This window comes from Metabacillus idriensis, from assembly GCF_009674765.1.
In the GTDB taxonomy this organism is placed as follows: domain Bacteria; phylum Bacillota; class Bacilli; order Bacillales; family Bacillaceae; genus Bacillus_P; species Bacillus_P idriensis.
The window spans coordinates 91,792-104,139 of the sequence record NZ_WKKF01000006.1 but is presented as its reverse complement, the minus strand read 5'-3'; the positions used below and the strand labels follow the sequence as shown (position 1 = coordinate 104,139).

The 12,348-nt window shown below is 40.3% G+C and carries 14 protein-coding genes, 1 pseudogene and 1 riboswitch; of the genes and pseudogenes, 3 read left to right on the top strand and 12 right to left on the bottom strand.

What is annotated here, in order from left to right; genetic code table 11:
- Positions 1–136 precede the first annotated feature (136 nt).
- Complete coding sequence (locus GJU41_RS17595; RefSeq protein WP_154319177.1) at positions 137–529, top strand: sporulation protein; 393 nt, start codon at positions 137–139, stop codon at positions 527–529.
- Positions 530–553: 24 nt separating this feature from the next.
- On the opposite strand, the gene GJU41_RS17590 is transcribed toward GJU41_RS17595, so the two are convergent.
- Complete coding sequence (locus tag GJU41_RS17590) at positions 554–1,279, bottom strand: MerR family transcriptional regulator (RefSeq protein ID WP_170292823.1); 726 nt, start codon at positions 1,277–1,279, stop codon at positions 554–556.
- Positions 1,280–1,366: 87 nt separating this feature from the next.
- On the opposite strand from GJU41_RS17590, the gene GJU41_RS17585 reads away from it, so the two are divergent.
- Complete coding sequence (locus GJU41_RS17585; protein WP_154319175.1) at positions 1,367–2,071, top strand: CPBP family intramembrane glutamic endopeptidase; 705 nt, start codon at positions 1,367–1,369, stop codon at positions 2,069–2,071.
- Between the two features lie 23 nt (positions 2,072–2,094).
- On the opposite strand, the gene GJU41_RS17580 is transcribed toward GJU41_RS17585, so the two are convergent.
- The 8 genes and pseudogenes from GJU41_RS17580 to GJU41_RS17545 all read right to left on the bottom strand — a co-directional run bounded on the left by GJU41_RS17580 (position 2,095) and on the right by GJU41_RS17545 (position 8,813).
- A complete protein-coding gene (locus GJU41_RS17580) occupies positions 2,095–2,913 on the bottom strand; it encodes a class I SAM-dependent methyltransferase (protein WP_070877852.1) in 819 nt (272 codons plus the stop codon).
- Positions 2,914–3,013: 100 nt separating this feature from the next.
- On the bottom strand, positions 3,014–3,640 hold the full coding sequence (locus GJU41_RS17575) for a metal-dependent hydrolase (protein ID WP_154319174.1): 627 nt from the start codon (positions 3,638–3,640) through the stop codon (positions 3,014–3,016).
- A gap of 150 nt (positions 3,641–3,790) precedes the next feature.
- Positions 3,791–4,426: an FMN-dependent NADH-azoreductase gene (locus GJU41_RS17570; protein ID WP_070877850.1), complete on the bottom strand. Its 636-nt coding sequence runs from the start codon at positions 4,424–4,426 to the stop codon at positions 3,791–3,793.
- A 281-nt stretch (positions 4,427–4,707) separates the two neighbouring features.
- A pseudogene (locus GJU41_RS25280) lies at positions 4,708–4,812 on the bottom strand (SgcJ/EcaC family oxidoreductase); the annotation flags it as partial.
- Positions 4,813–5,610: 798 nt separating this feature from the next.
- A complete protein-coding gene (locus GJU41_RS17560) occupies positions 5,611–6,168 on the bottom strand; it encodes an isoprenylcysteine carboxyl methyltransferase family protein (RefSeq protein WP_175443506.1) in 558 nt (185 codons plus the stop codon).
- On the bottom strand, positions 6,168–7,268 hold the full coding sequence (locus GJU41_RS17555; RefSeq protein WP_070876280.1) for a type III polyketide synthase: 1,101 nt from the start codon (positions 7,266–7,268) through the stop codon (positions 6,168–6,170). The genes GJU41_RS17560 and GJU41_RS17555 overlap by 1 nt, the downstream gene beginning before the upstream one ends.
- Before the next feature lie 269 nt (positions 7,269–7,537).
- A complete protein-coding gene (locus GJU41_RS17550; RefSeq protein ID WP_070876282.1) occupies positions 7,538–8,083 on the bottom strand; it encodes a GNAT family N-acetyltransferase in 546 nt (181 codons plus the stop codon).
- 76 nt (positions 8,084–8,159) lie between these two features.
- On the bottom strand, positions 8,160–8,813 hold the full coding sequence (locus tag GJU41_RS17545; RefSeq protein ID WP_070876284.1) for an MtnX-like HAD-IB family phosphatase: 654 nt from the start codon (positions 8,811–8,813) through the stop codon (positions 8,160–8,162).
- Between the two features lie 104 nt (positions 8,814–8,917).
- Here GJU41_RS17545 and GJU41_RS17540 point away from each other — a divergent pair, with 104 nt between their 5' ends.
- Positions 8,918–9,676: a L,D-transpeptidase family protein gene (locus GJU41_RS17540; protein ID WP_070876286.1), complete on the top strand. Its 759-nt coding sequence runs from the start codon at positions 8,918–8,920 to the stop codon at positions 9,674–9,676.
- A 37-nt stretch (positions 9,677–9,713) separates the two neighbouring features.
- Here the strand turns inward: GJU41_RS17540 and GJU41_RS17535 are convergent, their stop codons facing one another.
- The 3 genes from GJU41_RS17535 to GJU41_RS17525 form a co-directional block, all read right to left on the bottom strand.
- Entirely contained in the window at positions 9,714–9,998 is a 285-nt protein-coding gene (locus GJU41_RS17535) for a DUF3219 family protein (protein WP_070876287.1), read from the bottom strand.
- Between the two features lie 107 nt (positions 9,999–10,105).
- Positions 10,106–11,434 (bottom strand): nucleobase:cation symporter-2 family protein, encoded by a 1,329-nt coding sequence (locus tag GJU41_RS17530; RefSeq protein WP_154319173.1) that lies wholly within the window; start codon positions 11,432–11,434, stop codon positions 10,106–10,108.
- Positions 11,431–12,024 (bottom strand): xanthine phosphoribosyltransferase, encoded by a 594-nt coding sequence (locus tag GJU41_RS17525; protein WP_070876291.1) that lies wholly within the window; start codon positions 12,022–12,024, stop codon positions 11,431–11,433. The genes GJU41_RS17530 and GJU41_RS17525 overlap by 4 nt, the downstream gene beginning before the upstream one ends.
- A 118-nt stretch (positions 12,025–12,142) precedes the next feature.
- Positions 12,143–12,244, bottom strand: a riboswitch (purine riboswitch).
- Positions 12,245–12,348 lie beyond the last annotated feature (104 nt).

Here is a 12,348-nt window from a genome sequence, read left to right as displayed (position 1 = left end):
TGATTTTTTGCTTTTTTCCCATCATATTATAGAATGTATGAATGGTTCTTCTGAATTCTGAAACTTTTTTATTACATGACCCGTATAATAATTAATTATAAATGGTTTTTTCACTAGCTGAAAGGTGGGCATTTTCTTGTTGTTTGGTAAGGTATTGTGCAAATTTGGAGTCGGCTCGGCAAAAATTGATCTTGTTTTAAAGGGTGATACATACTGCAGCGGCGATATGATCAAAGGTGAATATATCATTAACGGCGGAGTGGCCGAACAGCGATTAAAACGTGTGGAATCAGATCTGGTGCTGACTACTTCAAATGATGACCGGGAAAGAGTGATTCATACGAACACCATTTACTCATCAGCTGTGATTACGGCGCAGGAAAAGAAAGTGATGGGCTTCTCTTTTAAGCTTCCATCTTCCCTTCAGCCATCTGACCACCGAGTATCCTACAAATTTATAACACGGCTGATTTTTACAGACGGCATCAGCAGTGTCGATCATGATGAAATTATTATTCAGCCTAGCTAAATCAATAACTAAAGGTGGCTCATGTCACCTTTTTTCATTTTCTAAAAGTGTATCAATATAATGGAGGACTTCTTCTTCGACTGGATACAATCCGGTCTTCCCATCAGGATCTTGCTTTCGCACATCCCAAAATTTCTCCATAAGTTCAGCGTCTCCTCGAAACGTTAAATCTGACAGCCTTGTGATATCTTGTGCTAGCAGTTGTCCCTCTTCAGAATCCGGGCTGATTTCATTCTGCTGATGAAGCCGTGCCCTCTTTAGTATGGAAATCCATTGTTTTGTTATGAAATCCTCCTGCTCAGCTTTAGGCAGTAAAGACATCGCTTCTATTTCCCCATTATTGAAAGAGTCTTTCCAGTGAAAAGTCTGTTCATGTGCACTCCTGGCAAGCGGCAGAACACGCTCCCAGCTTAAACCGTCGTCCAGCTCATTGATTGTGAGCAATCCAGTTGTTTTTTTAAGCTGGGCTGATAGTTTTTCAAGCTGTGCTTCTAAGTGGTGTTTATGTTTTAAAACAATTTCAACTGTATTCAGCTCTTTCAGCAGGATTTTGATTTGATCCAGCGGAAGCGCTAAAGATTTCAAGAGTACTGCTTTTTCAAGGAGCAATAGATCTGCTTCTGTATACAGCCTCCGTCCGCTCTGATCCTTTATGCTCGGCTCGATCAAGCCGATTTGATCGTAGTACCTCAGGGTGCGGACACTGATATTCAGCATCTTGGAAAGCTGACCGGTTGTAAAAGATTTCACTTTCATGCCTCCTTTTAAAAAAAGTTCTTGCAGGTGACGCAGCGTCATCTTTTATGATCAAGTTAACATTAGAAATGGGGGATTTACATGCAAAGTATTTCTTGCATCAAACAGCGGGATTCTTGGGAAATGAAAGACTTCTTCCTTTTACTGTTCATTGCTTTCGTTGCCGTTCCTTTGCTCATTGAAACGTATCTTTACAATCTATTTGAAGCATTTTTTAAGGATACTTTCTATTCAGGTACGTTAATTGGATTTTTCATGTCTATTTTATTTACCTTAAGTCTGTACTATATTTCCATAAAGCCTCATGCTCTTTCTTTTAAAGAGATTGGCCTTGTTTCTTTTGAAAGAGGATACTGGAAACAAATTCTTCTGTGGACTTTAGCGCTGATCGTTTTAAGCACTTTCATTATGATTTTCATGTCTTTAATGGGAGGAACCTATGAAAATGCAAAAACAGAAAGTATACAGCAAAGCATTTCTCCGCTCACATTGCTGATTGGCCTGCTGTCGGCAAGTGTGGTGTCTCCGATCTATGAAGAACTTTTTTACCGCGGCTTTATATATCGCTTTGTGAGAAACAGATTGGGTATTTTCCCAGGCAATATGATCAGCAGCTCTCTTTTCACCCTAGCGCATATCCCAACCTACAACACGCTGCCGGTCAATTTTTTATCAGGATTGATCTTTGCATGGACCTATGAAAAAACAAATTCTGTGATACCTGCAATAATTATTCATGGCCTATTTAACGGGATTGCGGTCTTACTGACCGCATTTGCTTCCTAGCAGCTGAAAATCCGGTTTTTGACTTATCCTTTTTTTCCTATATAAAGCAAATGTGAGGAAATGCCAAGTAAGGACGGGTCCTTTGCTGTTTCAATTAATAGCTCAATAAGCTTACTGAACTCCTGGTCTCCTTTTCCCTTCCACAAGTTCCAGGAGTTCTCGTTCAGTGCTGCACCAATAGCCGTTGACCCAATTAATGCAGCCGTTTGAAATCCGTATGCCTCCATGAAGGGAGCAATTTCCTCCACACGATAAAAATAAGCGCCTGTAAAGCGCCCTTTTTCCTGGTGATCAAACGTTCCATTCACTAAAAAAGACTGGATTGAACCAATCGAATCATTTGGCTTCCAAAGATCTGGCGACTGTAAGGAAGCATACATATGATGGGCTCTTGATCTGAAAGCAGCAAATACAATGCCGCCTTTCTTTGTCACTCTGTATAATTCTTGAACTGCCTTTATCCGAGCTTTCTCTTTCTGCAAATGATACAGCGGTCCCATCATCAGCGCAGCGTCAAACATTTCATCTTGAAAGAGACAAAGATCCGCTGCATCAAGATGGTGAAAACCATGAAACTGATCTGTTAAACCAAGCTCCTTAGCTTTCTTTTCAGCCAGGGCAACAAGCTTAGGAGTCAGATCGGACAACGTAATGTCGTATCCTTCTGCAGCAAGCGCCATTGAATATTTTCCAGGGCCTGCCCCATTATCGAGAATGTGTGCTTTTTCAGGAAGATACTGTTTTATGTAATGGTAATTGATTATATATTCAAGCGGTTCACGGTCCAGACGGGTCCATTCTCTTTCAGCAAAACCAGTATAATAATCGATGACGGAATCCATGATTTCTCCTCCTTGTGAATCATTGCAATATTCTAAATTATACCATTTATTATAATAAAAACGTCCTCCTTTGGAGAAACGTTTCGTGAAAATCTTGCTCTTAAAATTCTTTCGAAGAAATAGGCAGGAAGTATTTAACCCCCCTCCTGTTAAACGGGAGAATTTTCATATCAGCAATCAAATGGCTTGCGTATCCCGCTGTACTGACAATAAATGAGTGATTGACTCCGGTTGCCTGTTCAAATTGAAACGCGATCACGGCGAAAAAAGCGAGGCCCGCAAGTGAGTGAGTGTAGCTTCGATGAGGAACGAAAGATGCAGCAACAATGAATGCTCCAAGAAGAAAGATCCAGATTTCCTGAAGGGAAAATCCCCCTGCTGCAACTCCGATGCCAGTCATCGTCAGCATATGCCTTTGCCTGATAAAAGCTGAGAGGACAATAATTCCCGTTCCAGTCCCCATGCCTATCCAAATTTCATTGCCTCTTCCTTGAAAAAAGCTGTACATGATCATCAAAAAACCGACAATCTGTGCGACTGTGCGGAAAAATTGATGAGAGAACGTAATTTTGTTGCTCAATTTACCGTCAATATCAAAATCAGGCATTAACGCTGTCAAACCGCCCAGACCTGATAACAGCAAGGTTGTCTGAAAGTCAGCGCCTGCTGTATTGGCGATAATAAATCCTGTTCCGGCACCTATAGCCATGTGTGATGTTCCGTTCATAGATGATACCTGTCTCCTTTTTTGTTTATGTATTATTTTATTTTAATATAAAAAAGTCCTGCTGGGACGATTATGATGGAAAAACTTTCTGAAAAGGTATTTAGTTATACAAATAAAAAAAGATCCCCTTGAACAGGAGATCTTGTTCCATTAAAACGTATGAGCTAAATCTTTAGCGCGGGAAATTCCATCTTCTTTGATTTCCTGAGCTTTGTCAGGCATTGCCGCATGACCTTCAATGAATAAACCTTCGAATGCTGGAACGCCGAAGAAGTTCATCATTACACCAAGGTAACGGTGTCCCATTTCCATTTCAGCTGCTGGGCCAGTTGAATAGATGCCGCCGCGTGCTTGAATGTGAAGAGCTTTTTTATCTGTCAACAAACCGACAGGTCCTTGTTCTGTGTATTTAAACGTTTTGCCTGCTACAGCTACAGAGTCTAGATATGCTTTCATAACTGGAGGGAATGAGAAATTCCAAAGAGGAGTTACGAAAACATATTTGTCAGCTGAAACAAATTGTTCGCTCAGCTCAGATAGGCGCCCTACTTTTGCTTTTTCTTCTGCAGATAGCTCTTCAAATCCTTTGCCAGTCTGAAGTTTTCCCCAGCCGCTGAATACGTCTGCATCGATATGAGGGATGTTCTCTTTATAAAGATCGATATGAACGACCTCGTCATTTGAATTTAATTCCTTGTAAGTATCCAAGAATGCTTTTCCTGCTGCCATACTGAATGATGCAGTATCATCGTGCGGATGTGCAGTGATGTATAAAACTTTTGCCATTTTGTCATTTCACCTTTCCTTGTTTAAAATTAGAGACATTTTATTATTGTTTAAAATTATAAGATTAAAACAATAAATTATGAATCTTTAAATTGAATATCTTCAATTCGAGATAATAATATCGAATATTATATTCTTTGTCAATTGATTTGATTGCACTAAAAAAAATGACGGCTTAAAAGCAGCAATCGTGATCAGTTCGGTTTAATTTATTGGCTCTTTTCGCTTTGATTTTTCACATTCACCCTTGGAGCAACAAACTATACAAAAAGAGCCTTATCTTATAATAACTGATTTAACTCTTTCGTCATCTGCTCATTCAGCTCAGGTCTGCCGTGAAACTTGGCAGGTGTATTCTGAAACAGCTGAATGAGCCATTTATTTTCTCTTTTTGGATGCAGCAATAGCTGTACCTGCAATATTAATAATTACTCAAATCTTAAAGCTCTCTTTCCGTATTGCCGGAAGATTTTTATCCAGTATTGCAGGAGTGCTCGGAAAGGGAATCTCAATTTTCATCAGTCACCCGAATTACCTTGCTTCCGGAATCTTTATGGGCTTTTTTTACTGCACTGCTCAAAATTTCGATAATGGTTTACAGAGGCCGATCGAACTATCATTCCACATAAAAAAAAACTGCCAAAGAGGCAGCGAATGTATTTAAGAAGCAGTATTTACTTTTTTAAGTACGTAACCAATTAACGAGCTGTAGCCTAAGACGGTTCCTAATAATAATAACATTGTCATTGTCTCACACAACCTTTTCGCTGAGAATGATTCTTAAAATCAGTGTAGCACGAATGAAAATCATTTTCAATAAGAAAAGCGGAACCGACTGGTTAGACCCGACAGACAGATAAGGATCCGGCTGAAAAGGCGCTTTTTGCCTTTGCTGGATGAGACGTTCTGGCCGAGGAGTTGGGAGGTGGAGCTGGACACCAAGAAAAGCGCAACCGACCGTTTAGCTCCGACAGACAGATAAGGCTCAGCCAGTGAAGGCGCTTTTTGCCTTTGCTGGATGAGACGTTCTGGCCGAGGAGTTGGGAGGTGGAGCTGGACACCAAGAAAAGCGCAACCGACTAATCAGACTAGGTATTTAGTTAAAAATCTGATTTCCCATGCTAATACTCCATATATCAGACGCTGAACCAGCCAGCATTTCCCCTACCATAAAGAGTCAATCCTTAAGATTCCTCCTTCCCGGGTATAAACCTTTTTTTAGCAAGAAATGCCTTCTTATAATCTGTATGCTCCATCAGCGCTTTTTCTTCCGCCGGTATCCTGATGGATAAAATCGCTGCATTTAGAATCGTAAAAAGAATCGCGGTAAAATATGCTTGAAATAAAATCGGCAGAAAAAGAATTTCGACAGCTACAACTAAATAATTGGGATGCCTCATAAAGCGGTAGGGACCTTTTGCAACGACTTCAAGATCCGGGACAATCATGATTTTCGTATTCCAAAACGGCCCTAAGCTGAAAACAGCCCAATACCTGACGATTTGTGTGATTAATATAATCGGCAGGATGATTATCCACAGGGGGGAAATTTCTTTATTAAAGAGAATGACCTCTAGTGTGAATGACAGCAGAAACAGCAGATGAACGGCTACAATCAGCGGATAATGCCTGCTGCCATGCTCTTCTCCCCCCATTCTTTTCATATGTGCTTCGTTTCTCCTGGCAATCAATAATTCAGAAACTCTTTGAACAATGATAATGAAGAGAAAAAGATAAAAGATCATCCAGCCTTCTCCCATTCTACAAGTAGTAGTTCTGAACAAAATCCTGGCCCGAGGGCTGCAATGATGCCTAAATCCGTCTCCTCACCAAGCCCGCTGCTTAAATATTCTTCAATGACATACATAACTGTAGCGGATGACATATTGCCATGGTTTTTAAGGACGTTTTTAGAGACCTGAAGCTGTTCCTCTTCAAATCCAAGACTTGTTTGGTAGGCTTCGAGAACTTTCTTTCCGCCTGGATGGGCAACGAAGTGCTTAATTTGGTGCAGGGGAATGTGCTCTTCTTTCAGAAAATCTTCAACCGTCTGTCTTAGCCAGTTTTTAATAATGCTTGGAATATCTCTTGAGAAGACGACGTAAAATCCATTATTTTTAATATCCCATCCCATGACATCTTCAGAATCCTTCATAAAGGTTGAACGAGTAGAAAGCGTTTTTGGAAGTGTTTTAAGAAGGGAAAGCTCTTCTGCCTGAACTTCTTCTCCTGCAAGCAATGTGCATGCTACACCATCTGAAAACAAGGATGTACCAATAAAATTGCTTTTCGATAAATCATCGTGCTGAAAAGTCAGGCTGCACAGTTCCACGCAAACGACAATCACTTTAGCCTTCGGATAGGCTTTGCAGTAGTCATGTGCTCTTGATAAGCCGGACGCTCCCCCTGCGCAGCCAAGGCCCCAGATGGGCACCCTTTTTGTTGAATCCTTAAAAGGCAATCGATTCATGATTTTCGCATCAATGCTTGGCGTTGAAATGCCTGTACTTGAAATAAAAAAAATCGCATCAATCTCTTCACAGCCAATGTCTCTCTTTAACAGGCGATTTGCAGTTAAACAGTTGACGATCGCACTGGTTCCAAGCTCTACTGCAGCTTCAATATATGTATTATTTTTGTCTTCGAATGAATGAGCTGAAGTATACCAGCCCATATCTTTTACAAACTGCCTGTTTTCAATGTCTCCGTTTTTAAATGCCGGAAGCAGTCTATTAATATCTTTAAAGGAGCCTGAGAATAGTTCTTTAGCGAATTCAACCGTAGTGTCCTGCGGCATTTGATTCGGCGGTATGCTTTTACCAACAGACAAAATATACGCCATAAATACACCTCATTTTCCACCTGATAAGGTTACTTTTTCCATTATGGCGCCGCTTTATGTAGTACTACATCAGGTGAACAAAAAAAAGCTCTTCCCGTTAAATGGGAAAAGCAACGTTTTAAAGGAGTTGTTGTTGTGCTCTTTTATTATAACCTTAAAATCCTGTTTGAACAGCAAAGATTAAATGGGAATTCATGTAAGAAAAAGCGAAAACCCTTATGATTAGGCATGGCAAATGGGATTCTCCTGAACCTAAAAGCCAGGCGTTCTCACTTAGACTTAAAAAAGTAGGCCATATGAATTTCATCATCAAACTTTCCGTTTAGAATCGCCTGATCACGCTGTGTTCCCTCAATAACAAATCCATACTTTTGATACAGCTTCAGTGCAATTTCGTTTGATGCAAATACGGTTAAGCAGAGTTTATGGAGATTGTTCGATCTGCACCACTCAAGAGTAGCGTTCATCAGCTCCTTGCCGATGCCAAGTCCTTGGGCAGAATCTGAAAGCCACGTCCGGAATAGCCCTGTATGCTTTTTCATCTCAAGTTCTCCGCGGATGACTCTTGCTATACCGACAATTTTGCCTTTTAATTCAACACCTAAATACAGGTTGTTTTTTTCTCTCATATCGGAAATAAAGTCCGCTTCTTCCTGAATAGACCGCGGCCTTTCTTTTTGTATGTACGTTCCGGAATCAATAATGCTTTTTACGGCCTGAATGATGTCCTCCGCATCCTCTTCTCTTACCTGTCGCAATGTGACCTGTTCACCGTTCTTTGCTGTAAATACTGTTTTGATCTCTTGAGTAATCATGATGTTCAGCTCCTTCGGTTTAGTATATCTCAGGGACCCAAGAAGTAACACATTATACAGCCTGGCTCTTATTTTATCAAAGGATAAGTCTGCCCGAATCACGCAAATAGGCTTCAACTTCCTTAAAGCTGTTCACGCCAACATACTTAATTCCTTTCTCTTCCAGCAGCCCGCACAGCGCATCCTTTGCAAAAGTAAGATCCGCATAAACAGCTGGATGAGAGTCAGGTTCACTGTCTCCAAAGAAATATACGGTTTCGTATTGTTCCTTCAGCTTTAAAATCACTTTCGATTTATCTATGCCGTATCGCTCTGAGTATTTCCAGTCTTCTTGGTCAATTTTTAAATGAATATTTTTCTTGTGGTAAACTCCTTCATTCGAAAAAATTTCTACATTTTTAGCCCCAAGTTCATCCAGGATATGCCGGATATAATAATCTGTACCTGCACTTAAAATGAAAAAATCTCCCCCATTTTTTTGAACAAGCTTGATAAATTGTCCAATATGCTCATCCATCGGCAGCGTCAGAATTGATTTTATAAGACTCTCTTCCTCTTCATTGATTGAGGTGAAAACATCACCTAAAAAATCAATGTCGAGCATTTGACCGGCCTTCCATTTTTTATAAAGCACTTCACCCTCAGGAAAGTAATGTTCAATGACATGATGATAAAAATCTTTCTTTGAGATGGTTCCGTCAAAATCTGATACAAAAGCCCACTTTTTCATTGAATTAACCTCCAGAGATTAATTTTCAGCACTTGGAAATATATAGGATGCATTCTCATATGATGTAATAATTGCATTTTATTCTTACATCAAAGGGGATGCACATGAAAAAAACACTCATTATTTTCACCTTGGCGCTGATCATGTTTTTTGGCGCCGGAATCAGCAAAAGCTATGCAGCCGGAAGTGATTTTATCATCATCAACAAATCTAAAAACCAGCTGGCCTACTATCAAAACAGCAAATTAACAAGTGTATTCAGAGTAGCTACAGGCAGGCAGCCTTCTTACACGCCTGAAGGAAAGTTTAAAATCGTAAGCAAAATTGTCAACAGACCTTATTACAAGAAAGGCATACCAGGCGGCGATCCGCGCAATCCGCTTGGCAATCGCTGGCTTGGCATCAACGCCAGAGGCACTTGGGGAACTACTTATGCCATTCACGGCAATAATAACCCAAACTCAATTGGCCAATACATCAGCGACGGATGCATCCGCATGTTTGACAATGAAGTTGAATGGCTCTACGGCCAAGTGAAAATGAACACACCAGTTATCATCACCACGTCAGGCAAAACCTTTGATTCAATTGCGCTTGCAAGTGGCTACAAAGTCAGCGGAAGCAAAGCAGTCCCGTCTAAACCTGCCGCATCTTCCGGGCAAAATCTAAAAAAAGGCAGCAGGGGAAGCGAAGTGAAGCAGCTACAGCAGCTGTTAACATCAAAGGGCTTCAGCACAAAGGGCATTGATGGCATCTTTGGAAATAATACAGATAAAGCGGTAAGGACGTTCCAAAAAAGCAAGAAATTAACGGCAGATGGAATCGTCGGACCTAATACAAGAAAAGCACTTAGTATGTATTGATTAAAAGGGAAGCCCTAAAAATGATTTTAGGGCTTTTTTATTGTATCTCCAGCAGCTCCAGATGAAAATCGCCTACAGCACCTTCTTCATATAAATTTGTAAGAGATGCCGTATAATTGATGATGGTTCCTTTAAATGAGAGGTTTTCACCCGGAACGTACACTTCAAAGGTTTGGTTATATAGAAGCGTTGTGATCGCATGATAGTTGCTGGAATGAACTTTAAAATCCATTGTTATTTTTACAGCACCGTTATCATCGGTTTCCTTTTTGAAGGAGTATGGTTTTAATTCTGTTTGGTTTAATAGAACCGTATTCGTCATTTCCTCTGCACCTCCTATAAGGTTGATAGGGGAATGTTAACATGACAGCAATAAAAATAACAAGAATTCAAGCTCTACTTCAAAAATGGAAAAGGACCTCACCAGATTCAGTGAGGTCCCTTTGTATTAAGAAGCCTGTTTCCTTCTAATGAAACGATCCCGCTCTTCTTTTCTTTTTTCACTACATTGAAAAGAATATTTAAGAAAATGGCGGTTAAACTTCCTGCTACAATCCCATTGTTCGTCAGAATTTTAACGGATTCAGGAAGATTGGCAAACATATCAGGCACAGCTGTCACACCAAGTCCCATTCCTACGGAGCAAGCAATAATCAGCAGATTTTCCTGTGAAGCAAATTCAACTTGACTGAGCATCTTAATTCCGTAGGCGATTACCATTCCGAACATAGCTACCATTGCCCCGCCAAGCACGGCTTCCGGAATGATTGTCGTAAATGCCGCAATCTTTGGAACAAGACCAAGCACCATTAACATTCCGGCTGCTGTGTAAATCACATTTTTTGATTTAACGCCTGAAAGGGAAATTAATCCTACATTTTGAGAGTAAGCTGTGTATGGAAAAGCGTTAAAAATCGCTCCCAATAAGTACGCCACACCCTCTGCACGATATCCTTTCGCAAGATCATCTTTCGTAATTTTCTGCTTTGTAAGATCTCCTAAAGCATAATATACACCTGTTGATTCAACCATACTGACAATGGCCACTAAAATCATCGTTAATATCGGTGCAATTTCAAACGTTGGTGTTCCGAAATAAAAAGGTTTTCCAATTTGAAACCAGCTTGCGTCATATACAGGCTGAATATCAACTTTCCCCATAAATGCAGCAGCTGCTGTTCCTGCAAGCAGACCGATCAAAATGGAAATGGAGCGGATAAACCCTGTGAAAAAGCGATAAAGAAGAATAATGAAAAGCAAAACACCAAATGCAAGTCCTACATTTGAAATAGAACCAAAATCAGGAGATCCCTGCCCTCCTGCCATATTGTTCATCGCAACAGGAATAAGAGTGATTCCAATAATCGTTACTACTGAACCCGTTACGACAGGGGGAAAAAATTTCGCAAGCTTGCCAAAAACAGTTGAAATTAAGATGACAAAGAGCCCAGATGCAAGAATCGCTCCATAAATAGAAGATATACCGTACTCTGTTCCAATCGCAATCATCGGTCCTACTGCTGTAAATGTACATCCCAAAACGACCGGCAAACCGATACCAAAAAATTTATTCTTCCATACTTGGAGAAGAGTCGCCAGTCCGCACATGAAGATATCAACCGAAACAAGATAGGTTAGCTGTTCTGCATTTAGTCCCAGTGCTCCCCCAACGATAAGCGGCACGATGATTGCACCTGCATACATCGCCAGAACATGCTGTATCCCTAATGAAAAAACCTTGAAAGAACCGTTTTTCATACCGCAGCCTCCTCCGTTTCTTCAAGGAATTGAACTTCATGATTTTCAAGTGATTTTATTCTTGCAAGCGATTCTACGCGGAACCCTTTCTCGAGGAGGATTTTGCCGCCTTCTTGAAAGGACTTTTCAATCACGATTCCGATGCCTGCAAGCGATGCCCCTGCCTGCTTGACTATTTCAGCAAGACCAAGTGCAGCTTGTCCATTCGCAAGGAAATCATCAATGACTAAAACACGGTCTTCAGAACTCAGATGCTCGCCCGATACAGCAATCGTATTTTCTTCTTGTTTTGTAAAAGAGTAAACAGATGCCGTTAACAGCTGATCTGTAAGTGTCAGTGACTTTCTTTTGCGTGCAAATACTACAGGAACGTTAAGCTCAAGTGCAGTCATAACAGATGGTGCAATTCCAGATGATTCAAGTGTCACGATTTTTGTAATGCCATCGTTTTTAAATCGATCTGCAAATTCTTTCCCGACTTCTCTCATCAAGAATGCATCAATCTGATGATTTAAGAAGGAATCCACTTTCAATACTTGGTTTGAAAGAACTTTTCCCTCATTTTTAATTTTTTCCTGTAATTGCTTCATGTTATATCCCTCCAAATATGCAAAAAACGGCATTGCCTCACATAGAGTGAGACAATGCCGCTATATCCGGAAAAAATGAAAAGAAATTCCCCATGCATATAAGGAACTTTTTCGAATAAAAACAACACTGCTCACTCATAGTCAGATGATTTACGGTCATCCGGTAGAAACTTGCAGGCCCTATCCCTGCGATTATATGAGTGCTCGTTTATTTGATTAGTTGCATTATAACAAGGATTTTAGCGAATGGGAAGTGTTTTTATAGAGAAAAAACGAATAATAGAGCAGAAAAAGTTTTAAATTATTCGTTTTTTCAAACAAGTT